Source organism: Patulibacter sp. SYSU D01012, assembly GCF_017916475.1.
Lineage (GTDB): Bacteria > Actinomycetota > Thermoleophilia > Solirubrobacterales > Solirubrobacteraceae > Patulibacter.
In genome coordinates this window covers 329021-351742 of record NZ_JAFMTB010000003.1, presented here as the reverse complement: position 1 = coordinate 351742, position 22722 = coordinate 329021, and the positions used below count along the sequence as shown (strand labels likewise).

Below are 22722 nucleotides of genomic sequence, written 5' to 3'. Positions count from 1 at the left end.
GCCGGCGGCTCCCGGAGCCCGCCTCGACGTGTACACCGGCACGGCGCAGGTCGTTCACGCGGCGGGCCGCGCGGTGCGGCACCCTTGGGGTTCGTGACCGCCGGATCCGGCCCCGCAGCGCCCGACCGCCCCGACGACGCGCCGCCCACGGCGCGGGTCGGGATCGTCAGCGACACCCACTTCCCGCGGCGCGGTCGCCGGCTGCCCGACGCCGTGGTCGCGCGGCTCCGCGGCGCCGACGCCATCGTCCACGCCGGGGACCTGTGCGACCACGGAGCGCTCGACGAGCTGCGGGCGATCGGCCCGCCCGTGCACGTGGTCCTGGGCAACAACGACGACGAGCTGGTCGGGGCCCTGCCGGACGACCTGACCTTCACCGTCGCGGGGGTGCGGATCGGGGTGATCCACGACGCGGGCCCGCGCGCGGGGCGTCTGGGCCGCATGCGCCGCCGCTTCCCCGACCACGACGCCGTGGTCTTCGGCCACAGCCACATCCCGCTGCACGAGCAGGCCGAGGACGGCTTCCAGATCTTCAACCCGGGCAGCCCGACGGACCACCGCGGCCGCTGGCCCGTGCACACGATGGGCGAGCTGACGGTGCGGGACGGCGTCGCGACCTTCACGCTGATCGACCTGCCGGACTGAGCACCGACCCCGGCCCGCCCGCGGCGCGGCCCACCGGGGCACCGACAGGGCGGCCGCCCTGCGTCACGCCGAGGCCGCCGCCGTGCGCGTGCGGGCACGGGCTCGTCGTCCCTCCCCCGGACGGGGGTAGCTGCCCGCCGGCGGCCCCCCGGGCGGGCGGTTCGGTCCGCCGGCCCCCTGCCCGGGCGCGCGCGGGGACCTACCGTCGGCGCCGATGCCCGAGGTCCTCATGCCGCGCCTCTCCGACTCGATGGAGGAGGGCACGATCGTCGCGTGGCTCGTCGCGGACGGGACGCGCGTGGCCCCCGGCGACGAGATCGTCGAGATCGAGACGGACAAGGCCACGATGGCCTTCGCGGCCGACGCCGGCGGGGTGCTGCGGATCGCCGCGGACCCGGGCGCGACGGTGCCGCCGGGGGCACCGATCGCCCGCATCGACGGGGCGGGCGCGGCGGCGAGCGCGGACGATCGCCCCGCACGGGACGCCCGCCGGGACGGGGACGCCGGCCCGGCCGCCGACGACGCCCCCGCCCCCGACGCGCCCTCGGGCCCCGGGCCGGGCGCACCGCCGGTGGCGGCGTCCGACGCGCCCGTCGGCGCCGGCGCCACGCGCGACCCCGCGGCCGCGGCGCCGGTCGAGCGGATCGACGTGACCGCCCGCGCGGCGGACGAGGCGGCCGGCGCCGCCACGGCCGCGGGCCCGCCCGCCGCCGGCCCGACCGACCCCGCCGACCCCGGCGCCGCGCCGGCCGCCGCCCCGCCCCTGCGGCGCCCGTCCCGCATCGAGCGGCTCGTCGCCGAGCGGATGGTCCGCTCGCGCACCGAGATCCCCGACTTCGCCGTCACGGCCGAGATCGACATGTCGGCGGCGCTCGCGTTCCGCGGCGACCTGAAGGCCGTCGGGCGGGGCGCGGGCCGCCGCGTCCCGTCCGTCAACGACCTGATCGTCAAGGCGTCCGCCCTCGCGCTGCGCGACCACCCGCGGGTCAACAGCGCGTGGCTGCCGGACGGGATCGCCGAGCCCGCGCACGTGCACGTCGGCGTGGCGGTCGCCACCGACGACGGCGGCCTGGTCGTGCCCGTCGTGCGGGACGCGGACCGCCTGGCGCTCGGCGAGCTGGCCGCCCGGACGCGCGACATGACGGGCCGCGCCCGCGCCGGGCGCATCCGCCCGGACGAGCTCGAGGGCGGCACGTTCACGATCAGCAACCTGGGGATGCTCGGCGCCGCGCACTTCACCGCGATCGTCACGCCCGGGCAGGGCGCGATCCTGGCCATCGGCGCGACGACCGAGCGCTACGTGCCCGTCGACGGCCAGCCCGTGCTGCGGCCGATCATGACCGTGACGCTCTGCAGCGACCACCGCGTGGTCTACGGCGCGCACGCGGCGGCGTTCCTCGACCGGCTGCGGACGATCCTCGAGCACCCCGGCAGCCTCGCCCTGTAGCCCCGGGCCGACGTGCCATGCTCGGAGGGGCCATGAGCGAGCCGACCGACCTCGTCACCCCGTCCTCCGACGTCTCCGTCACCGAGGGCACGAAGCGCGGCACCGCGACGAGCCGGATCCCCACCCGCACGCAGACCGCCATCGCGCGCCGCATGGCCGAGGTGCGCGCGACGGTGCCGACGTGGACGGCGACCGTGGACGTCGACGTCGAGGAGCTGACCGTCGCCCTCACCGGCGACGCGCGGCTGGTCGACGCCGTCGCCCGCGCGGCCGGCCTGGCGCTGCTGCGCCACGAGCGCGTCAACGGCGCGTGGCGCGACGGCCGGATCGAGACGTGGTCGCAGGCGAACATCGCGCTGGCCGTCGACGTGGAGGGCGAGAACATCGCCCTGCCGACCCTGTTCGACGCCGGCACGCAGCCGCTCGCCGCGCTCGCCGCCCGGCGCCTGGACGTCACGCAGCGCGCGCACGAGGGCGCCCTGCGCGCCCCGGACAGCGCCGGCACGACGTTCGCCCTGATCGACGGCGGCCCGGACGGCGCCGACCGCTTCGACGCGATCATGCCGCCCGGCACCGGCGCCTGCCTGGCGCTCGGCGCGCCGCGCCGCCGCCCGTGGGTCGTCGGCGAGCAGATCGTCCCCCGCACCGTCGTCGCGCTGACGCTGACGGCCGACCACCGCGCCGTCTACCCCTCGCACGGCGGCGCGTTCCTGCGCGAGGTCGCCCGCCTGCTCGAGGACCCCCGCGAGGTCCTGGCGGCCTGACCCGGCCCGCCTACGGCTCGGGCAGCACCGTCGGCCGCGGGCCGGCGAGCGCGTCGGCCGACGCGTTGGGCCGCGGGTCGGAGTCCCGGCGCGCCCGGTAGCCCTCGCCGCGTCGCCGCACGAACGTGCACCACGCCCGCCCGGCGCGCCGGGCGGGGAAGCACACCCGGTAGACGTCGCCCGTCAGCGGCAGCACGTCGGACTCGCGCAGCCGCGCCTTCGTGAACGCCGGCGCGCGCCGGACGGCCAGACGCTCCGCGGCCAGCACCACCTGCTCCCGCCGACGGTCGCGGCCGTCCTCCTCCGGCTCGTGCAGCAGCCCGACCGCGCAGACCGCGACGGTCCCGGCCACCATCGCCAGCGTCGCCGCCCGATCCCGCGCGACGATCCGCGGCAGCGACGCGTCGCGCCGGCGCAGCGCCCACGACCCGACGGCGCCGCCGACGGCCACGAGCACCACGTTGCCCGCCACCGCGAGCAGCAGCAGCCGTCCGGCTCCCTGCCCCGCGGCGGGCGCCGGCAGCACCGCGAGCAGCGCCGTGTCGACGACGACGGCGAGCACGAAGCCGATCCGGGCGCTGTCGCCCCGCAGGCGCCAGCGCAGCCGCGAGAGCCACAGCGGCGGCTCGGACCGGCGGCGGGATCGAGCGCTCCGCACGGCCCCAGGGTACCCGTGGCAGCGGTCGTGCGCGGCGGCACAGGAGCGTCCTCTACGGTGAGGAACGTGGTGGATGCCGGAGCGCCCGACGAGCCCGAAGACCGTCCCGGGACGCCCCGCCGCCGCCAGGTCCACGACTGGGACTGGGGCGGCGGCTGGGAGTCCCCGGCGCGCGCGTCCCGCGAGGACGAGCCGCGCCCGGACGACCCCGCCCCCGGCCCCCGCGCCGAGGGGCCGGCCGCCCCTGCCGCCGCCGGCGCGGCCCCCGCGCCGCCCGAGCCCGCCGACGAGGACGTCCCCGCCGACGCCGACGCCGACGGGGACGAGCCCGACGACGAGGGCGACGGTCGGAGCGCGCCGCGGACGCCGCAGGCCGTGGTGCGCCGTCGGCGCGCCGCCGTGCTCGGCGGCGCCGCGGCGGTCGCCGTGGCGACGGTCGGGGTCATGGCCGCGCTGGCGGGCGGGCACGACGGCGGCGGCTCGGACGGCGCCGCCGCGGAGCGCACCCCCCTGCTGGCGGGGCAGCTGCGGGCCGCGTCGACCGACGTCGTCGACCGGCTGGACCGCGCCGCCGCGATCCGCCGCTACGCGAAGCTCGGGCTGCCCGTCTACTGCGGCGCGGGGAAGCGGCCGTACGTCGCGCTGACCTTCGACGACGGCCCGGACCGCACCCTGTCGCCGAAGTTCATCACCCTGCTGGCGAAGGAGCGCGTCCCCGCGACGATGTTCCGCATCGGCCGCAACGTGCCGGGCAACGAGGAGTACGTCCGGGTGCAGCGCAACCTGGGCTGGGACGCCGGGTCGCACACGCAGGACCACCCGTTCCTGGCGAAGCTCTCGGCCAAGGACCAGCGCGCCGAGATCGAGGGCGGCGCGAACGCCAGCCGGCGCGCGCTCGGCCGTCCGGCGGAGCTCTTCCGCCCCCCGTACGAGTCGCACGACGCGACCACGGACCGCATCGCCGAGGACCTCGGCGTCGTCCAGGTGCTGTGGAACGTCGACACGCAGGACGCGCTCGGCACCACGACGGCGGACCAGATCGCCGAGACCGCCATCAGGGGCCTGCATCCGGGATCGATCATCCTGATGCACGAGGTGAAGCCGAACACGCTGAAGGCCCTCCCCCGCATCATCGCGGCGATCCGCCAGAAGGGCCTGACGCCGGTGACGGTCTCGAAGATGCTCGCGGACGACGGCCCCAGCAAGGAGCAGCTGCAGAAGGGCTACGACGGCTGCCTCGTGGACCTGACCCCCGGAAAGGCGGCGTCGTGACCGCGCCCAGCCCGCTCGTCGACCCGGACGGCCCCCTCGGCGTCGCCTGGCTCGGCACCGTCCCGTACGCCGAGGCGCACGAGCTGCAGCACCGCCTGCGCGACGCCCGCGCCGCGGGCCGCGTCGGCGACACGCTCCTGCTGCTGCAACACCCGCCCGTCTACACCCGCGGCCGCCGCGCGACGCCGGAGGAGCTGCCGCTCGGCGCCGACTGGTACGCCGAGCGCGGGATCGAGATCGTCGACGTGCGCCGCGGCGGCAAGGTCACCTACCACGGCCCCGGCCAGCTCGTCGGCTACGTCGTGGTGGCGACGAAGGACGTCATCGCCGTCGTCCGCGGCCTGGAGCGCGCGATGGTCGCGGCCGCCGCGGCCGAGGGCGTGCAGGCGCGCGGACGCGGCGAGGAGTCCATCGACTTCACCGGCGCCTGGGTCGGGGACCGCAAGCTCGGCTCGATCGGCCTGCACCTGTCCCGCGGCGTGACGACGCACGGCCTGGGGCTGAACGTCGTCACCGACCTGGAGCCGTTCTCCTGGATCGTCCCCTGCGGCCTGACCGCGCCGATGACGTCGCTGGCCCGCGAGACCGGCGCGCCCGACCTGGCGAGCGAGCCCGGGATGGACGTCGAGGCGCGCCTGCGGGCGGTCGGCGAGACGGTGGCCCGGGCCGTCGGACGGGAGCTGGGCGTGCCGGTCGCGCCGGCCGACGCGGACGACCTGCGGCAGGTCGCCGAGGACCAGGCCGGGCGGGCGACAGACGCGCCGCCGCCCGCGGCGGACTGACCGCGGCGCGCGGGGCCGCCGCCGGAGGGGCGAGACCGGCGCCGGCGGGGCGAGACCGTCTTCGGCCGCGTCCCCGCCGCCGCGACGGCCCGCATCGACGACCCCCTGCGGCTGCACCTGCCGCGCTGATCCGGCCGCCCGGCCGACGCCCCGGATCCCCCGTCCGTGCGGGGCGTCACGCACCCGCTCACCCGTCCCGGGGGACCGTCCCGCCCACCCTCCGGGGACCGGCGACGTGCGCGCTACGCTGACTGGCGTGTCCGAGTCCTCGGCCCCGACCCCGATCCGCCAGACCCGCTCGCGCGCCAAGCCGGGCGGGATGGACGTGACGAAGGTCCTGGGCACCCAGACCGTCGGCTACCGCGAGCGCAAGCCGCCGTGGTTCAAGGTCCCCGCGCCCGGCTCGCCGAAGTACCGCGAGCTGCGCGAGACCATCAAGGAGAACAACCTCAACACGGTCTGCGCCGAGGCCGCGTGCCCGAACATCGGCGAGTGCTGGGAGCGCGGCACCGCGACGTTCATGATCCTGGGCGACACGTGCACGCGCCGCTGCGGGTTCTGCCACGTCATGACCGGCACGCCGACGTGGAACGACCCGCTCGAGCCCGCCCGCGTGGCCCGCTCCATCGCGATGATGGGCCTGCGCCACGCCGTCGTCACCTCGGTCGACCGCGACGACCTGCCCGACTACGGGTCGCGCATCTGGGCCGCGACGATCAACCAGATCCGCCGCCAGTCGCCGGACACGAAGATCGAGACGCTGACGCCGGACTTCCGCGGCGAGGAGATGCCGCTGGCCACCGTCATCGCCGCGGGCCCCGACGTCTTCAACCACAACGTCGAGGTCGTCCCCCGCCTGTACCAGGTGGCGCGCCGCGGCTCGACGTTCATCCGCTCCTGCCGCGTGCTGCAGAACGCGTCCGAGATGAACGCGGCGGGCATGGGCCGGCCGGGCATGAAGACGAAGTCGGGCCTGATGGTCGGCCTGGGCGAGACCTTCGCCGAGGTCGTCGAGACGATGAAGATGCTCCGCGCCGTCGACGTGAACATCATGACCATCGGCCAGTACCTGCGGCCGACGGAGAACCACCTGCCGATCGTGCGCTACTGGCACCCGGACGAGTTCCAGGAGCTCGCCCGCATCGGCATGGAGGAGCTGGGCTTCGACCACGTCGCCGCCGGCCCGCTCGTGCGCTCGAGCTACCACGCCGACGAGCACATCGAGCAGGACCGCCCCGGCGTCGGCCCGCTCGCCATCACGCAGACGGCCGCCGGCGCGACCCCGCAGCCCGTCGGTGTCTGAGGCCGCCACGGACGCGCCGCCGGCCTGGGCGCCGGCGGACGCCGACGTCCCCGCCGGCCCGGTCGAGCTGCCCGTCCGGGTGCGCTTCCTCGAGTGCGACCCGCAGGGCGTGCTCGCCCATCCGCGCTTCCTCGACCTGTTCGACGACGCGTACATGCAGGTCAACACGACGCGCTTCGGCGGCTTCGCCGCCATGCGCGGCGCGGGGATCGAGACGCTCGTGGTGAAGACCGAGGTCGAGTTCCGCCGCTCCGCCCGCGCGGAGGACCGCCTGCGGATCGTCGTCGACCTGGAGCGCCTGGGCCGCTCCTCCGTCACCCTGCGCTACCGCGCGCTCGGCGCCGACGACGGCGAGCCGCGCGCGGAGGGCCGCAACACGTACGTCCTCTCCGCCGTCGGCGAGGGGCGCTCGCTGCCCATCCCGGAGTGGATGCGCGCGCGGTACCTGGGCCTCGGCGGCCCGGGCGCCGAGACCGCCTGACCCGCCGCGCCGCGCCCGGTCCCGCCCGCGGCGCCCGGTACCCTGCGCCCGTGTTCCCGCTGAAGGACGCGCTGCCCGGCGACCGCTCCTGGGTCTCGGTCGTGCTGCCGCTGCTCGCGCTCGCCGCCGCCGTGCGCCCCCTGCCGGCCCTGCTCGCCGCGGTCGTCCTGTTCGTGGCGGCGGACGGCGTCGCCCGCCGCGTGCGGCCCTCCGCCGCGGTCGCGCTGGCCGTGGTCGGCGCCGTCGCCGGCGTCGCGCTGACGCTGGGGCCGGCGGACGCCGACGCCACGTGGCGGGCGATCGGTCCCGCGGCCGCGATCGGCGCCGCCGCGGCCGTCGCCGCCGGGCACCTGCTGCGGGCCCCGGGCGCCCGCGTGCTGACGTTCTCGCTCGTCCCCGCCTTCGGCGGCATGGTCGCGGTGCCCGCGGTGCTGTGGGCGCTCGTCGGCGCCGCCCTCGCCGTCCTCGTGGTCTGAGCCGCCCGGCGACGCCGCCGGCCGCCGGCGCCCCGCGCGACGACCGGATCGGACGGCCTCCGCGGCTTCTTACGCCGCCCTGACGCGTCCTGCGCCATCGTGTCTGCCGAGCACCGGCCACGGGTACCCGGTCGGTGCACCCCTTCCGAGCCCCGAGCGCCCATGCCTTCCGATCCCCGCTCCCTCTGGTCCGACGGTCCCGACGAGGACGACCACCACGCCTGGCTGCACGGCGGGCGTCCCGACGCCGACGGGGAGGAGTCCGAGCCCACGCGCGAGCACGTGCCCCGCCCGCGGCAGGAGCCGGACGGCCCGTCGCTGTGGACGCGCGCCCGCCGGCGCCTGGGCACCCCCGTCATGGTGCTCGGCGCCGTGCTGCTGCTCGTCCTCGGCGTGCTGATCGGCACGCAGGTCGTCGGCACGAACTCCGTCGAGCGCACCGTCGTGCAGGGCCAGGGCAGCGGCGCGTCGGCGGTCAAGGCCGCCTACGAGGCGACCCACGACGGCGTCGTGCGCGTCTCGACGGACTCCGGCAACGGCACCGGCTGGGTGTACGACAGCCAGGGCACGATCGTCACGAACAACCACGTCGTCTCGGGCGGCGGCAGCTCGGTCAAGGTGCGCTTCGGCGACCGCGGCCAGGACCTGGACGCCCGCCTGATCGAGACCGACGTCTCGACGGACCTCGCGGTGCTGAAGGTCGACCCGGCGAAGGTGCACCGGCTCGTGCCGTTGAAGCTCGCCGACTCGGACAAGGTGCAGACGGGCGACCAGGTGCTGGCCATCGGCTACCCGCTCGGGCTGGACCAGACGGCGACCACCGGCATCATCTCGGGCGTCGGCCGCCAGATCAGCGCCCAGAACAACTTCTCGATCGACAAGGTCCTGCAAACGGACGCGCCGATCAACCCCGGCAACTCGGGCGGGCCGCTGCTCGACGTGAAGGGCCGCGTCGTCGGGGTCAACTCGCAGATCGCCACGACGGGCGGGGGCGGCGGCAACGTCGGCATCGGCTTCGCGGTGCCCTCGAACACGGTGAAGACCGTGGTGCCGCAGCTCATGAAGGGCCGCAAGGTGCGCCACGCGTACCTGGGCGTGCAGATGGGCGACCTGCCGGGCGTGAAGGGCGCCGTCGTGGGCGCCGTCACGCCGGGCGGTCCCGCGTCGCGCTCCGGCCTGCGCCCCGCGACGACGACGGGCACCACCGCCGCCCGGCCCGACGGCGACGTGATCGTCGGGATCGACGGCCAGGACGTCGAGCGCGCCGACGACGTCACGCGCATCATCAACGACCACCAGCCCGGCGACCGGATCACGCTGAAGGTCCAGCGGGACGGGAAGAGCGTCGACGTGGACGTGACGCTCGGCGACCGGCCCGCCACGACGGCGAGCGCCGGCTCGGGCTCCGGTGGTGGCGGTGGCGGTGGCGGTGGCGGCGGCGGCGGCGGGACGCTGACGATCCCGAAGTCGCCGAACGACCCGAGCGATCCGAGCGCGCCCAGCGTCCCGTGAGCTTCGCCGCGCCGCTGCTCCTGATCGCCGTCGTCGCCGTCCTCGCCGCCGCCGGGCTGTACGCCTGGCACGAGCGGCGGGGCCGGTCGGGCCGCGAGGCGTTCGCCACCCCGGCGCTCATGCCGGCCGTGGCGCCCCGCCACGCCGGCTGGCGGCGGCACGTCGGCCCGGCGCTCTACGCGCTCGCCGCGGTCGCGCTCGTGGTGGCGATCGCCCGCCCGCAGCGCAGCGTGGCGGTGCCGGTGGAGCAGGCGTCGGTGATGCTCGTGACGGACCGCTCGGGATCGATGCGCGCCGACGACGTCCAGCCGACGCGGATGGACGCGGCCAAGCGCGCCGCCGGCGAGTTCCTCGCCGACGTCCCCCGCCAGATCCGGGTGGGGGCCATCGGCTTCAACCACCGGGTGCGGCTGCTCGCCTCCCCCACCACCGACCGCGACCGGGTGCGGCGCGCCACGGACGCGCTGACCGGCCTGGGCAGCACCGCCGCCGGCGACGCGCTCGCGGCCGCGCTGCGCATCCTGCGCCCCGCCGGCGGCGCCCGGGACGACGTGCCGTCCGCCATCGTCCTGCTCTCGGACGGCGAGACGGTGCGCGGGCAGGACCCCGTCGAGGTCGCGCGGCAGGCGGGCCGGGCGAACGTCCGCATCTTCACCGTCGCGCTCGGCACGGACGGGGGCACGCTGACCTCGCGCCGCCCCGACGGCACGCTGCGCACCGAGCGCGTGCCGCCCGACCGCGACGCGCTGCGCCAGATCGCCGAGGCGTCCGGCGGCGAGTACGCCGACGCGCCGACCGCCGAGGCGCTGCGCGCCGTCTACCAGCAGCTCGGCTCCAAGCTCTCGACCGAGCCGGGGGAGCAGGAGCTGACGTCGGCCGGCGCCGGCCTGGCGCTCGTGCTGCTCGTCCTCGGGGCCGGCCTGTCGCTGCGGCTGACGGGCCGCCTGGTCTGAGCGTCCCCGCCCGCTCCCAGGCGCCGTTTAGCCCGTCCTCAGGGCGCTCCGCTTGGCTGGTGGGGGCCATGTCCTCCCCGCGCGCGGCCCTCCCGATCGTCGTCACCGGCACCACCGGCGTGGCGCTGCTCGCCGCCGGCGTGCTGGGGCTGACCGGCATGGAGCCCCGGCTCGAGGGCGCCGCGGCCGCGGCGGCGGCCGAGCGGCGCGTGCAGGCCGTTCCGCACCAGCTCGTCGACTGCCCGCCCGAGCGCCGCGCCCCGCGACCGAAGCCCGAGGTCTGACCGTGCGCGTCCTGGTGGCCGAGGACCACGAGCGCGTGGCGGACGCCGTCGCGCGCGGGCTGCGCCGCGGCGGGATCGCCGTCGACGTGGCCGCCGACGGCGAGGCGGCGCTCGCGAAGGCCCGCGTGCACCCCTACGACGTCGTCGTGCTCGACCGCGACCTGCCGCTCGTCCACGGCGACGACGTCTGCCGCTCCCTGCACGAGGAGCGCCCCGAGACGAAGATCCTGATGCTGACCGCCGCCGCGACGCTCGACGAGATGGTCGAGGGGCTGGCGATCGGCGCGGACGACTACCTGACCAAGCCGTTCCGCTTCGCCGAGCTGTCCGCGCGCGTCGACGCCCTCGGCCGCCGCTCCGGCCGTCCGCGCCCGAGCGTCCTGGAGCGCGGCGACGTGGTCCTGGACCCGGGCCGCCACGTCGCCACCCGCGCCGGCCGGCCGCTCGACCTGTCGCCGAAGGAGTTCGGCGTCTTGCAGGAGCTGCTGGCCGCCGACGGACAGGTCGTGACCGCCGAGACGCTGCTCGAGCGGGTGTGGGACGAGAACGTCGACCCGTTCACGAACACCGTCCGGATGGTCCTGGTGACCCTGCGGCGCAAGCTCGGCGAGCCCGCGGTGATCGAGACCGTGCGCGGCGCCGGCTACCGGATGTGACGCCGTGAGCCGCCTGCGGCTGCCGCTGCGCGGCCGGCTGACCGCCCTCTACGCCGGGCTCTTCGCGGCGTCCACGCTGCTCGTGCTCGTCGTCGCGTACGAGCTGCTCGGCGGCCACCTGCGGCGCACCCTGCCCGCCCGGCTGGCCGACCCGATTCAGCACCGCGTCGGCGTGCAGCTGCTGCTCGTGCTCGTCGGGACGACGCTGCTGGCGGTGGCGCTCGGGTGGCTGGCGGCGGGCCGCGCCCTGCGGCCGATCGGCGCGGTGACCGCGGCGGCCCGGCGGGTGTCGGAGGAGCGGCTCGACGAGCGGCTGCGGCTGGACGGGCCGGACGACGAGGTGCGCGAGCTCGCCGACACGTTCGACGCGATGCTCGACCGCCTGGCGGCCAGCCTCGGCGCCCAGCGCCGCTTCGTCGCCAACGCCTCGCACGAGCTGCGCACCCCGCTGACCGCCATCCGCACCGAGGTCGACGTGACGCTCGCCGACCCCGACGCGACGGTGGCCGAGCTGCGGGCGATGGGGGAGCGGGTGCTGGCCGGGACGGACGAGCTGGAGGCGCTGCTCGAGGCGCTGCTGACCCTGGCCCGCAGCCAGCGGGGCCCGGACCGCCGCGAGCCCGTCGACCTGACGGCCGCCGCGCGTCGCGCCGTCGCGGCCGCGCCCGCCTGCCCCGGCCTGACGCTCACGGTCCACGCGCGCAGCGAGCAGGCGGTGGCCGCCGGCGACCCCGCGCTGCTGGGGCGCGTGGCGGCGAACCTGGTCGACAACGCCGTGCGCTACAACGCCGACGGCGGCTGGGTGCGCGTCGAGACGGCCGCGGAGCACGTCGGCGGGCACGCGTGGGCGGTGCTGACGGTCGCCAACTCGGGGCCGGTGGTGCCGCCGGGGGACGTCGACCGCCTGGTCGAGCCGTTCGAGCGGCTCGGGCGGCACGGCCGCGGGTCCGGCCTGGGCCTGTCGATCGTGCGGGCCGTCGCCGACGCGCACGGCGGGACGCTGACGCTCGTCGCGCCGCCCGAGGGCGGGCTGCGCGTGACGGTGCGCCTGCCCGCCGCGGCCTAGTCCGCCGCGTCCTCGTGGAACGCGAAGAGCTCGGTGACGACGTCGGCCCGGACGTCGATGCCGCTGACGGCGTACCGGATCGGGCGCCCGCACAGCTCCTCGACCGTCGCCCGCAGGATCCCCTGCACGGACTGCTGCGCGGCCAGGCGTCCGTCGCGCATCCGCTCCGCGTCGCCGTGCGCCACCAGGTGCTGCTCGGCCAGGCTCATCGTGCTCTCGAGCACGCAGACGATCGCGTCCTTGCCCGCGAAGTGCGCCCGGCAGCGCGTCGGCCCGCGGCCGAAGTACTCCTTGTAATGCCGCGCGGTGGCGTCCGCGACCGCCTGGAGGGGGCTGCGCTCGGCCGGGCTCTGCGGCGGTGTGGGCGGGGTGAGGGCGGACATGCCGAGGGATCCGGGATCGGACGAGTCGGCCGACCGACCCCCGGGTAGGGGGGCGGGCAGCGTGTCATCCTCGAGGACAGAACTGAGACCGCAGTCTCGCACGACGCACGACTCGCGCACACGCCTGTCTCACTTTACCCCCTGCCGTTCGTCTGTCCAGTCGACGGCCGAAACGGATAGGATCCCCGCCGTACCGGGACGTCGTGTCTCGGTATGCCCCCACATCGGCCCCGGAGCGACGTCCCCCGCACCGTGACGAGCGACGAGAGAGACCCCATCGCGGACGCCGACCGGCGTGCCGCCCCGCGCCGCCAGCGCAGCGACGCGGCCCTCAACTACACGCGCCTCGTGTCGGCGGCGATGACCGTCCTGCGCGAGGACCCGGACGCGAGCATGGAGCGGATCGCCGAGGTCGCGCACGTCGGGCGCGCGACGGCCTACCGGCACTTCCCGCGGCGCAGCGACCTCGTCGCGGCCGCCGCGCAGCAGGCGCGCGACGACGCCGAGGCGAACGAGCGCGACGCGCTGCGTCCGGCCGGTGAGCTCGCGGCGACCGTCCCGGCGGTCATCGACGTCGCCGACGTCCTGAACAAGGTCCCGCCGTACCTGCTCGGCGAGCAGCTCGTCGCCGAGGCCACGCGGCTGTCCGGCGGCGCCACCGTCGCGCTGTACCTCGTCGACATCGACGGGTCCCGCCTGCTGCGGCTGGCCGGGGCGGCGGACTTCCCGGACGAGCTGCCGGTCTCGCTCGGCGTCGGCCCCGAGCTGCCACGCTCCGCGATCGCGTCCCTGCGGCACCTCGTCGAGAGCCGGATGCCGCACGCCACGGTCGTCCCGATGTACCTGCGGGGCCGCGCGATCGGCGTGCTCATCGCCCTCGGGGCCCGCGAGGAGACGCTGCAGGACCTGGCCCGCCAGGGCGCGGCGGCCCTGCAGCTGGGCAGCCACTACACCGACGTCTTCGAGATGGCGATGCGGCGCAAGCGCATCACCCCGGCGTCCGAGATCCAGCAGAACCTGCTGCCGCCCCGCGTCGTGCGCATCAACGGGGCCGGGGTCGCCGGCAACGTCCTGCCCTCGTACCGGGTGGGCGGCGACTGGTTCGACTACGCCGAGAACCCGGACGGCGCCTGGCTGGGGATCGCCGACGTCGCCGGGACGGGCGCGCGGGCGGCGGGGCTCGCCGCCGTCGCCCTGGGCGCCTTCCGGGCCGCCCGGCGCAACGAGGGCGACCTGCAGGAGTGCTCGCGGCTGATGCACGACACCCTCACGGATCTCGGCGCGCCGCAGACGCACACGACGGCGATCCTCGCCCGGTGGCACGCCGCCTCCGCGACGTTCACCTGGATCAACCACGGCCACGTCCCGCCGATCCTGATCACGGCCGACGGTCGCGTCGAGCTGCTGCACGAGCCCGTGGGGCCGCCGATCGGCGACAGCGAGGACGCGTCGGTCCCCCCGACTGGGTCGCGGCGGCTGGCGGCGGACGACCGGGTGATCCTGTACTCCGACGGCATCTCGGGTCGGGTCCGCTCCGACGGCACGCCGTTCGGCACGGACGGGATCATCGCGGCGGCCCGCACGGCGGCGAACGCCACGGCGGCGAGCACCGTGAACGCGGTGGAGGAGGCGGTCCTGAGCGCGGCCAAGGAGCCGCTCGACGACGACGCGACGATCGTCGTCCTCGCCCCGACCGCGTCCGGGGCGACGTCCCGCTGACGGCGCGCGGGGCCGGCGCCGGCCCCGCCCCCGGCACCGGGGCGTCGCGCCCGGGGTGTGGCGACGGCCACTTATGGGGATGTGACCCAGGACCGCCTACCGTAGGTCGTGACGTCCGACCGCCCCGCCGGAGACCGCCCCGCATGAGCACCCCGCAGCCGCCGACCGACCCCACCCCTGCGGCGCCCGCCGCCGAGCGCCCGATCGAGGCGGCCTCGCGCGACCTCGAGGCCGTGCTGCACGAGGTCAAGCGGGTCGTCGTCGGCCAGGACGCCATGCTCGAGCGGGTCCTCGTCGCGCTGCTGACCGGCGGACACGTGCTGCTCGAGGGCGTCCCGGGGCTGGCGAAGACGCTGACCGTCAAGACGCTCTCCACCGTGCTCGGCGGCCAGTTCCGCCGGGTGCAGTTCACGCCCGACCTGGTGCCCGCCGACCTGGTCGGCACGCGCATCTGGCGCCCCGACACCGGGACGTTCGAGACCCAGCTGGGCCCCGTCTTCGGCAACCTGCTGCTCGCGGACGAGATCAACCGCGCGCCCGCGAAGGTCCAGTCCGCGCTGCTCGAGGTCATGCAGGAGCGGCAGGTCACCCTGGGCGGCGAGACGTTCGCGCTGCCCGACCCGTTCCTGGTCCTCGCGACGCAGAACCCGATCGAGTCGGAGGGCACCTACCCGCTGCCCGAGGCGCAGGTCGACCGCTTCCTGCTGAAGGTGCTCGTGGAGTACCCGTCGATCGAGGACGAGGCCACCGTCGTGCAGCAGGCTGTCGCCGGCGGCGGGCAGGTGCGCCAGCTCATCACGCCGGAGCGGCTGCTGCGGCACCGCGAGACGGTGCGCGCCACGCACGTCGACCCGAGCGTCGTGCGCTTCGCCGTGCAGCTCGCCGACGCCACGCGCCACCCCGAGCGCTACGGCCTGGACGACCTGCGCGGCGTCGTCGACGTCGGCGCCAGCCCCCGCGGGCCGATCGGCATGGTCCAGGCCGCGCAGGCGCTCGCCGTGCTCCGCGGCCGCGACTACGTGACCACGCGCGACGTGCGCGCCCTCGCGCCCGACGTGCTGCGCCACCGCCTGGTGCTCTCGTACGAGGCGCACGCCGACGGGATGACGCCCGACGACGTGCTGCGCCGCGTGATGCGGGCCGTCGACCCGTCCGCCGGCGAGCTGGGCGGCACCGTCGGCGACGACGCGGACGGCCCGGACGACCGGCCCGGCGCGGACCGTCCGACCGCGGTGGCCGACGCCGCCTGAGCCCGTGCCGACGCCGCTGATCGATCCGCCGGGGCGGCAGGGCCCCGGCCGCGTCGGGGGCCCCGCCGTGCAGGCGATCGAGCTGGCCCTCGCGCGCCGCACCGGCGGCGTGCTGCCCGGCGAGCATCGCGCCGCCGGCCTGGGGTCGGGCACCGAGCTGAGCCAGCTGCGGCCGTACGTCGAGGGCGACGACGTCCGCCACCTGGACCCCGCGGCCAGCGCGCGCACCGGCGAGCCGCACGTGCGCGTCCACGTGCCCGAGCGGACCGTGACGACGTGGATCGCCCTCGACGTGTCGGCGTCGATGGCGTTCGGCACCCGCGACCGGCTGAAGTCGGACGTCGCCGAGGGCGTCGCCCGGGTCGTGTCGCGCGTCGGCGTGCGCCGCGGCGGGCGGATCGCCCTCTTCCGGTGGGGTGCCGGGGCCGGCGCCACGCGCCTGGTGCCGCCCGCCGGGGGCCGCGGCGCGCTGGGCACCGTCGACCGCGCGCTCGCCGAGGGCGTCGCGCCCGACGGCACGGCCGACGCCGAGGACCTGGCGACGGCGCTCGGCCGCCTGACGCGGATCGCGCGGCGGCCCGGCATCGTGACGGTCGTGTCCGACCTGCGCGACGGCTCCGCCTGGGAGCGCCCGCTGTCCGTCCTGGCGCGCCAGCACCGGGTGCTCGTGATCGAGGTCGTCGATCCGCGCGAGCTCGCGCTGCCCGACGCCGGCACCCTGCTGCTGGTCGACCCCGAGACGGGCGAGGACGTCGAGGTGGACACGTCGTCGCGGCGGCTGCGCGAGGCGTTCGCCCGCGCCGAGAGCGAGCGCCGCGAGGGCGTCCGGGCCGCGGTGCGCCGCACCCGCTCGGGCTTCCTGACCGTCACCACCGACGGGGACTGGCTGCGCGAGCTGGGCCGGGGGCTGGCGTGAGCCTGGCCGCCCCGCTCTTCCTGCTGCTGCTCCTGCTCCTGCCCGCGGGCTGGCTGGCGCTGCGCGCCGCCCGCGCGCGGCGCAAGCGGCACGCCATCCGGATGCCGGCGGTGTCGACGCTGCGGGCGATCGCGGGCGCCCAGCCGTGGCACCGCCGCTGGCTTCCTGCCGTCCTCCTCGCCGCCGCCGTCGCGCTGCTGGCGGTCGCGATCGCGCGGCCCGAGCGCACGGTGAAGGTGCCCGTCGAGCGCGCCACCGTGATGCTCGTGACCGACGCCTCGGGATCGATGGACGCCCAGGACGTCCAGCCGACGCGGATGGACGCGGCCCGCAACGCGGCCCTGTCGTTCCTCGACGGCGTGCCGGCGCAGACCCGCGTCGGCCTGATCGGCTACTCCTCGACGCCGAGCACGGTGCAGGAGCCGACGACGGACCGCGCCGTCGTCCGCGACGCCCTGAACGCCCTGCGGGCCGACGGCGGCACCGCCACGGGCGACGCGCTCGCCGTGGCCCTGGACGCGCTGAAGGCCGAGGGCGATCCGGCTGGCGGCGACAAGCCCCCGGGCGCCGTGCTGCTGCTCTCGGACGGGGCGTCGATGACGGGCGAGGACCCGATCGCCGTGGCCGAGCGGGCCCGGCGCGAGGGCGTGCCCGTCTACACGGTGGCCCTCGGCACCGACCAGGGCTACGTCACCGGCGGCCGCTACGGCGCGAGCATCCTGCGCGTGCCCCCGGACCCCGAGACGATGCGCCAGATCGCCCGCGTGTCCGGCGGCGAGTCGTTCACCGTCGACGACGCGAACGAGCTGGACAAGATCTACGAGCAGGTCGGCGCCCGCGTGGCGACCGAGTCCGAGCAGCGCGAGATCACCGCGTGGTTCGCCGGCGCCGCGCTGCTCGTCCTGCTCGCCGGCGTGGGCCTGGGCGTGCGCTGGCGCAGCCGGGTCGCGTAGCGGCCGCGGCGTCACCAGCACGTCACGCCGCGCCGGGCGGCCCGGGGTACCGTGACGGAGTGGACCGCGCCGCCGAGGAGCTGACCCCCGAGGAGGAGGCCGAGCGCGAGCGCGCGTGGAGCGCGCGCCCGCTCGACCCGCGGGACTACAGCCGCCGGACGCTGCTCGCCAACGAGCGCACGTACCTGGCCTGGTGGCGCACCGGCCTGACTGCGCTGACCGCCGCCCTCGCCGCCGCGCGCGTGGTGCCCGAGCTGACGGACGCCGACGTGCAGTGGCCCTACACGGCGCTCGGCGTCGGCTTCTCGATCATCGGCCTCGTCGCCATCGCCTACGGCCACCGCCGCCGGCTCGAGGTCGAGCGCGCGGTGCGCCGCGGCGAGTTCCCCGCCACGAGCGACCGCGTCACCGGCCTGGTGTCGCTCGTCGGGCTGCTGACCGGCGTCGCGATGCTGGCGATCATCCTGTTCGAGACGTAGGGGCGGGCCGCGCCTGACGCGGCGTCGGCCTGCCGTCACGCCGCGATCCCCGCATGGCACCGCGGCGCGGCGGACGCGCGGGGCCGTCAGCGGATCAAGAGCCAGACGACGAGCACCGCCGCCGCGAGGGCCCCGACGATCGTCCAGCCGGCGCGCGGCGACTGGGCCCAGCCCGCGTTGCCCCAGGCACCGCCCAGCGTGTGCGAGAACGGCTCGCGCCGAGCGTCCCGGCGCTGGTCGGCCGGGTCGTCGTCGCGTCCGCGGGGACGGCGCGCGTCGTGGGCCCGGAGCGCCAGGCCCACCAGGGCGGGGAGGACGACGAGCGCCGCGATCACGGCGACGACGATCACGACGGCGTCGGGGCCGCCGGATCCCGATCCGCCGCCGGCGGAGATCGCGAGGGGCACCGGCACGAGGCCAGCCTCGCAGGCCGACCGGTGCTCCGCTACGCCTGCCCGGTCTGGGCCCGGACGCGCGCGTCCTTCTCGTGCGACGCCGCCAGCAGCTCCTCCTGCGCGCGCAGGATCGCCGCCGTCCGCTCGGCGTCCCCAGTGGCGAGGATGCGCGCGGCGAGCAGGCCGGCGTTGCGGGCGTTGCCGACGCCGACGGTCGCGACCGGCACCCCGGCCGGCATCTGCACGATCGACAGCAGCGAGTCCATGCCGTCCAGGTGCTTCAGCGGGACGGGCACGCCGACGACCGGCAGCGGCGTGGTCGACGCCAGCATGCCCGGCAGGTGGGCCGCACCGCCCGCGCCGGCGATGATCACCTGCAGGCCGCGCTCGTGGGCCTCGGCGCCGTAGCGGACCATGTCGTGCGGCGCGCGGTGCGCCGAGACGACGCGGATCTCGTGGCTGATGCCGAACTCGTCCAGGGCGTCGGCGGCGGCCTGCATCGTCGGCAGGTCCGAGTCGCTGCCCATGACGATGCCGACGGTCGGTGCGCTCATGCGGGACTCCAGGGGTGCGGGTGGTGGACCGCGAACGGGTCGCGGGCCGGGGTGACGGGACGGCCGGCGACGGGCGGCGCGGCGGCGGGGAGGTCGCCGGGACGGCTCACGCCGCGTCGCCCTCGAGGATCTTCACGGCGCGCCACGCGGTCGCGCGCGCCGTCTCGACGTCCGGGCCGAGGGCGGTGACGTGGCCGAGCTTGCGGCCGGGCCGGGCGCCCTTGCCGTACAGGTGCACGTGGGCGCCCTCGACGGCGAGCGCCTGCGGCAGCCGCGACGCCGGGTCGCTGCCGTCGTCCGGGCCGACGACGTTGACGGTGACGGCGGCCGGCGCGGTCAGCGCGGGCGAGCCGAGCGGCCAGCCGAGCACCGCGCGGACGTGCTGCTCGAACTGCGAGGTGACCGCGCCCTCGATCGAGTAGTGGCCCGAGTTGTGCGGGCGCAGCGCGAGCTCGTTGACCGACAGGCCCTCGGCGGTGACGAACAGCTCGACGGCGATCAGGCCGGTGGCGTCGATGTGCTCGACGATGCGGCGCGCCAGGTCTGCGGCCTCGTCGGCCAGCGCGGCGGGGATCTCGGCCGGGGCGATCAGCTCGCGCAGCATCGCGTGGCGCTGCACCGTCTCGACGACGGGGTAGACGACGCTCGACCCGTCGGCGGTGCGGGCGACGAGCGCGGCGACCTCGCGCTCGATCGGCAGCTTCGGCTCGACCAGGACGCCGTCGGGCAGGCCGGCGAGCATCGCGGCGGCCTCGTCCACGTCGTCGACGACCTGCACGCCGCGGCCGTCGTACCCGCCGCGCGGGGCCTTCAGCACGAGCGGCCAGCCGTGCTGCTCGGCGAACGCGACGACCTCGTCGGCGCTCGTCGCGCGGATCCACGGCGGGACGGGAAAGCCGGCGTCCCCGAGCGTCTGCCGCTGGTGCAGCTTGTCCTGCGCGACGAGCTTCGCCGCGGGCGACGGAACGAGCCGGTGCCCCTCGGCCTCGAGCGTGCGCAGGTGCTCGGGGTCGATGCCCTCGAACTCGAAGGTCAGGACGTCGACATCGACAGCGAACGCGCGCAGCGTGTCGAGGTCGTCCGTCGAGCCGACGACCGCCTCGACGCCGGCGAGCACCGCGGCCTCGGACGGGTCGTTCGCCAGCACCCGCAGGTCGACGGCGAGCGGGATCGCGGCCTGCTGGTCCATCCGGGCCAGCTGCCCGGCGCCGAGCACCCCGACGCGCGGCCGCCGCGGGCCGGACTCGTCCTGGGCGGGGCGCGCGTGCACGATCTCGCTGCTCACCGGGTGAAGGGTAGTTGCGGCGCGGCGCGAGGGCCGGCGCGATGCGCCTCCCCGCCTCGCGCACCCCGCAGCCCGATCTCTCGACCGGCCACCCCGCGACCCACGCGGCTGATCGCCTCACGTGGGACGGTTGCCCGACGATGATCGACGCGATCACCCCGATCCTCGAGCACCTGGACCGCGCGGACCCGGGCGGCGTCCTCGGCGTCTACCTGTACGGCTCCGCCGTGACCGGCGGCCTGCGCCCGAACAGCGACCTCGACCTCCTGGTGATAACCCGCCGGTCCCTGACGCGTACGGAGCGCGCGGAGCTCGTGTCGGCGCTGCTCCACACGTCCGGTCCGACCGTCGGCGCGGACCCCAGGCCCGAGACCCGACGCCCCATCGAGCTGACGAGCCTCGTGGCGGGCGCGGGGACGTCGTGGGAGGCCCGCGCTCATCGCGACTTCCAGTACGGCGAGTGGCTCCGGGCCGAGCTGCTCGCCGGGGGCGCACCGCACCCCGAGGACGACCCGGACGCCGTGACGCTCGTCGCGACCGCCCACGAAGGGCACCGCGTCCTGCGCGGGGCGCCGCTGGAGGACCTCGTCGCACCGGTGCCGCCCGCGATGCTCCGCCGCGCGAACCTGGCGGCGATCCCGGACATCCTCGAGGAGATCGAGGGCGACGAGCGCAACACGCTGCTGGTCCTGTCCCGCATGCTCGTGACCTTGCGCACGGGCCGCATCGTCACGAAGGACGCCGCCGCCGACGCGGTCGCCCCCACGCTGACGCCTGCCGACCGCGAGCTGCTGGAGCGCGCGCGGGACGGCTACCTGGGCACGTCCGCCGATGACTGGACCGCTTTCGTCCCGCGCGTCACCGCCCTGGCGCACCTGCTCGCCGACCGCGCCCACGCGGCGGCCTCCGGCGACGCGCCCGTCTCGCCCTGACCACCGCCGCGCTCACCGTCGCCGGCAGCGGCGTGGTGGTGTCCGCCCCGCCGGGGCCGCTACCCTTGGGCGACCGGGGGCCTTAGCTCAGTTGGTAGAGCATCTGCTTTGCAAGCAGAGGGTCGGGGGTTCGAATCCCCCAGGCTCCATGGGGACGTCGACGTCGGGGCGGCGCGCCGCAGAGGCGTGGTGCCGGGGCTAGAGGCCCGACGGTGCCGCTCGTGCGGTGAGCCGCTGACCGCGGGTCCGCGTCACGACGATCCCCGGACGCCCGCGCTTCGTCTCGGCGTCCCAGGCGGCGGTGCGGCCGTCCCACCAGAACGGCGCGAACGTGCTCCGCACGAGCCCATGGCGCTGTCGGCCGAAGCTCAGGCGCACCCCGCGGCGTCCGCGAGCATCGGCCAGCCACAGCCGGTCCTGCTCACGCCCGCGCGCCCCCGCGCCCTCGAGCGTCGCGCCGACGATCGACCGTTCTCCCAAGACCATGCCGGCGACGGCGGTCGCCCGGCGGAGCGGTCGGCTCACCCGGCGCACCCGCCCGCTCGCGTCGACGGCGACCGCATGCAGGGTCCTCGCGCGGCGGGAGGCCACGGTGACGGAGAGTCCGCCGTCGGGGGCGAGCGCCAGCTGGGGCCGCGACGACCGACCGACTCCGGCCGCGGTCGTCAATGCCCGCGCCGTGACGCGGTACCGCTCGGCGCCCGTCCGCAGATCCACCACGTGCGCGGCGCCGACCCCGCGGGCCCACCGGGGCTTCGCGCCTTCGAGCGGCCCGTCGAACACGAGCGCCGACGCTCCGCTGGTCTCGGCGACGGCGGGCGACGCCCCCAGCGGCCCTCCGTCGAGGCCGTCGACGATCGCCCCGCCCTGGACGGTCTCCGCGCGAAGCACCGGTGCCGTGCCGGGGACGAAGGCCTCCGCGAGCCGTCCGCCGGAGACCGGGCTGACCCCGAGCGCGGGAACGCGCTGCTGCGAGAGGAGACGCCCGGACCCGGCGTCGAACACCGCCCGGAACCCGCTCTCCAACCCGCGGGCGTTCGTCGTCGGGTCGGCGGCCGGAAGCGCCCACTGACCGACCACCACGACGCGGCCGTCGTGCCACCTCGCCGCCGGGTTCACGACGTCGACATCCACACCGCCAGCGGGCTGAGGACGCTCGAGAGCACCAACGTCGAGCGTGACGCGTCTCTCCCGCCCCCCGGCGAGCGGCACGGTCCGAACGTCGAATCCGGTCGTCTCGAACGGGAACACGCCGGCCCTGCGCTGTAGTAGCCAGTTGACCTGGCCGTCGTCGACCGTCGCGCCGCTCGAGGACCCACCGGTCTCAAGCGCGTCCGTCGGCGCCAGGGCGGCCCACTCGCCACCGCGCGCCTGCGCCGACACCGCGCCGAGACCCGCCAAGCCGGCGAGGCACACGGCCGACGTGACCAGCGACGCGCCGACCCGGCCGGCGGTGCCCCACGCTTGCCGGCGCGCTGAGCCAGGCTCCTCGCAGATCCCACCCATCGGTCGACCGTACACGCCAGGCCCGGCGGCAGCGGCCGCCCACAGCACCGC

At 76.8% G+C, this 22722-nt stretch carries 25 protein-coding genes and 1 tRNA gene; 20 read left to right on the top strand and 6 right to left on the bottom strand.

Annotated elements, in window-relative coordinates:
• The first annotated feature begins 93 nt into the window (after positions 1-93).
• From J3P29_RS17520 to J3P29_RS17510, 3 genes are all read left to right on the top strand, one after another.
• Entirely contained in the window at positions 94-645 is a 552-nt protein-coding gene (locus J3P29_RS17520) for a YfcE family phosphodiesterase (RefSeq protein WP_210495518.1), read from the top strand.
• Positions 646-859: 214 nt separating this feature from the next.
• Positions 860-2092, top strand: a complete 1233-nt coding sequence (locus J3P29_RS17515; RefSeq protein WP_210495517.1) for a dihydrolipoamide acetyltransferase family protein — start codon at positions 860-862, stop codon at positions 2090-2092.
• Between the two features lie 32 nt (positions 2093-2124).
• Positions 2125-2856 (top strand): 2-oxo acid dehydrogenase subunit E2, encoded by a 732-nt coding sequence (locus J3P29_RS17510; protein WP_210495516.1) that lies wholly within the window; start codon positions 2125-2127, stop codon positions 2854-2856.
• A gap of 10 nt (positions 2857-2866) precedes the next feature.
• Here the strand turns inward: J3P29_RS17510 and J3P29_RS17505 are convergent, their stop codons facing one another.
• On the bottom strand, positions 2867-3514 hold the full coding sequence (locus tag J3P29_RS17505; RefSeq protein ID WP_210495514.1) for a hypothetical protein: 648 nt from the start codon (positions 3512-3514) through the stop codon (positions 2867-2869).
• Between the two features lie 66 nt (positions 3515-3580).
• Between J3P29_RS17505 and J3P29_RS17500 the strand changes: the two genes are divergently transcribed.
• The 10 genes from J3P29_RS17500 (at position 3581) to J3P29_RS17455 (ending at position 12299) form a co-directional block, all read left to right on the top strand.
• Positions 3581-4786: a polysaccharide deacetylase family protein gene (locus J3P29_RS17500; protein ID WP_210495513.1), complete on the top strand. Its 1206-nt coding sequence runs from the start codon at positions 3581-3583 to the stop codon at positions 4784-4786.
• Positions 4783-5568 (top strand): lipoyl(octanoyl) transferase LipB, encoded by a 786-nt coding sequence (gene lipB, locus J3P29_RS17495; RefSeq protein WP_210495512.1) that lies wholly within the window; start codon positions 4783-4785, stop codon positions 5566-5568. Before J3P29_RS17500 ends, lipB begins: the two co-directional genes overlap by 4 nt.
• Positions 5569-5824: 256 nt before the next feature.
• Positions 5825-6871, top strand: coding sequence for a lipoyl synthase (gene lipA / locus J3P29_RS17490; RefSeq protein WP_349239885.1), 1047 nt, complete (start codon positions 5825-5827; stop codon positions 6869-6871).
• On the top strand, positions 6864-7352 hold the full coding sequence (locus J3P29_RS17485; protein WP_210495510.1) for a thioesterase family protein: 489 nt from the start codon (positions 6864-6866) through the stop codon (positions 7350-7352). The genes lipA and J3P29_RS17485 overlap by 8 nt, the downstream gene beginning before the upstream one ends.
• Before the next feature lie 50 nt (positions 7353-7402).
• The gene (locus J3P29_RS17480; RefSeq protein ID WP_210495509.1) at positions 7403-7828 is read left to right on the top strand and encodes a hypothetical protein; all 426 of its coding nucleotides are present in this window, start codon (positions 7403-7405) and stop codon (positions 7826-7828) included.
• 162 nt (positions 7829-7990) lie between these two features.
• Positions 7991-9340 carry a trypsin-like peptidase domain-containing protein gene (locus tag J3P29_RS17475; RefSeq protein WP_210495508.1) on the top strand — a complete coding sequence of 450 codons (1350 nt, stop codon included), beginning with the start codon at positions 7991-7993 and terminating at the stop codon, positions 9338-9340.
• Entirely contained in the window at positions 9337-10293 is a 957-nt protein-coding gene (locus tag J3P29_RS17470; RefSeq protein WP_210495506.1) for a VWA domain-containing protein, read from the top strand. The genes J3P29_RS17475 and J3P29_RS17470 overlap by 4 nt, the downstream gene beginning before the upstream one ends.
• Positions 10294-10361: 68 nt before the next feature.
• A complete protein-coding gene (locus J3P29_RS17465) occupies positions 10362-10577 on the top strand; it encodes a hypothetical protein (protein ID WP_210495505.1) in 216 nt (71 codons plus the stop codon).
• Between the two features lie 2 nt (positions 10578-10579).
• The gene (locus tag J3P29_RS17460; protein WP_210495504.1) at positions 10580-11233 is read left to right on the top strand and encodes a response regulator transcription factor; all 654 of its coding nucleotides are present in this window, start codon (positions 10580-10582) and stop codon (positions 11231-11233) included.
• A gap of 4 nt (positions 11234-11237) precedes the next feature.
• Positions 11238-12299 (top strand): HAMP domain-containing sensor histidine kinase, encoded by a 1062-nt coding sequence (locus J3P29_RS17455; RefSeq protein WP_210495503.1) that lies wholly within the window; start codon positions 11238-11240, stop codon positions 12297-12299.
• Here the strand turns inward: J3P29_RS17455 and J3P29_RS17450 are convergent.
• Positions 12296-12682, bottom strand: coding sequence for a Na-translocating system protein MpsC family protein (locus J3P29_RS17450; RefSeq protein WP_210495502.1), 387 nt, complete (start codon positions 12680-12682; stop codon positions 12296-12298). The two genes, J3P29_RS17455 and J3P29_RS17450, sit on opposite strands and share 4 nt — an antisense overlap.
• Positions 12683-12934: 252 nt before the next feature.
• Here J3P29_RS17450 and J3P29_RS17445 point away from each other — a divergent pair, with 252 nt between their 5' ends.
• The 5 genes from J3P29_RS17445 (at position 12935) to J3P29_RS20150 (ending at position 17999) form a co-directional block, all read left to right on the top strand.
• A complete protein-coding gene (locus J3P29_RS17445; RefSeq protein ID WP_210495500.1) occupies positions 12935-14401 on the top strand; it encodes a SpoIIE family protein phosphatase in 1467 nt (488 codons plus the stop codon).
• Positions 14402-14544: 143 nt separating this feature from the next.
• Complete coding sequence (locus tag J3P29_RS17440) at positions 14545-15651, top strand: MoxR family ATPase (protein ID WP_210495499.1); 1107 nt, start codon at positions 14545-14547, stop codon at positions 15649-15651.
• A 4-nt stretch (positions 15652-15655) separates the two neighbouring features.
• Complete coding sequence (locus tag J3P29_RS17435; RefSeq protein ID WP_210495498.1) at positions 15656-16567, top strand: DUF58 domain-containing protein; 912 nt, start codon at positions 15656-15658, stop codon at positions 16565-16567.
• The gene (locus J3P29_RS17430) at positions 16564-17520 is read left to right on the top strand and encodes a VWA domain-containing protein (RefSeq protein WP_210495496.1); all 957 of its coding nucleotides are present in this window, start codon (positions 16564-16566) and stop codon (positions 17518-17520) included. The genes J3P29_RS17435 and J3P29_RS17430 overlap by 4 nt, the downstream gene beginning before the upstream one ends.
• 59 nt (positions 17521-17579) lie before the next feature.
• Positions 17580-17999: a DUF202 domain-containing protein gene (locus J3P29_RS20150; RefSeq protein WP_210495495.1), complete on the top strand. Its 420-nt coding sequence runs from the start codon at positions 17580-17582 to the stop codon at positions 17997-17999.
• An 86-nt stretch (positions 18000-18085) separates the two neighbouring features.
• On the opposite strand, the gene J3P29_RS17420 is transcribed toward J3P29_RS20150, so the two are convergent.
• The 3 genes from J3P29_RS17420 to J3P29_RS17410 form a co-directional block, all read right to left on the bottom strand.
• Positions 18086-18412 carry a hypothetical protein gene (locus J3P29_RS17420; RefSeq protein ID WP_210495494.1) on the bottom strand — a complete coding sequence of 109 codons (327 nt, stop codon included), beginning with the start codon at positions 18410-18412 and terminating at the stop codon, positions 18086-18088.
• A 32-nt stretch (positions 18413-18444) separates the two neighbouring features.
• The gene (gene purE / locus J3P29_RS17415) at positions 18445-18948 is read right to left on the bottom strand and encodes a 5-(carboxyamino)imidazole ribonucleotide mutase (protein WP_246852268.1); all 504 of its coding nucleotides are present in this window, start codon (positions 18946-18948) and stop codon (positions 18445-18447) included.
• 106 nt (positions 18949-19054) lie between these two features.
• The gene (locus tag J3P29_RS17410; RefSeq protein ID WP_210495493.1) at positions 19055-20233 is read right to left on the bottom strand and encodes a 5-(carboxyamino)imidazole ribonucleotide synthase; all 1179 of its coding nucleotides are present in this window, start codon (positions 20231-20233) and stop codon (positions 19055-19057) included.
• A 140-nt stretch (positions 20234-20373) separates the two neighbouring features.
• Here J3P29_RS17410 and J3P29_RS17405 point away from each other — a divergent pair, with 140 nt between their 5' ends.
• Both J3P29_RS17405 and J3P29_RS17400 read left to right on the top strand, forming a co-directional pair.
• The gene (locus J3P29_RS17405; protein ID WP_210495491.1) at positions 20374-21165 is read left to right on the top strand and encodes an aminoglycoside adenylyltransferase domain-containing protein; all 792 of its coding nucleotides are present in this window, start codon (positions 20374-20376) and stop codon (positions 21163-21165) included.
• A 76-nt stretch (positions 21166-21241) separates the two neighbouring features.
• Positions 21242-21314, top strand: a tRNA-Ala gene (locus J3P29_RS17400).
• Positions 21315-21363: 49 nt separating this feature from the next.
• Here the strand turns inward: J3P29_RS17400 and J3P29_RS17395 are convergent.
• Positions 21364-22671, bottom strand: a complete 1308-nt coding sequence (locus tag J3P29_RS17395) for a hypothetical protein (RefSeq protein WP_210495490.1) — start codon at positions 22669-22671, stop codon at positions 21364-21366.
• Between the last annotated feature and the right edge of the window lie 51 nt (positions 22672-22722).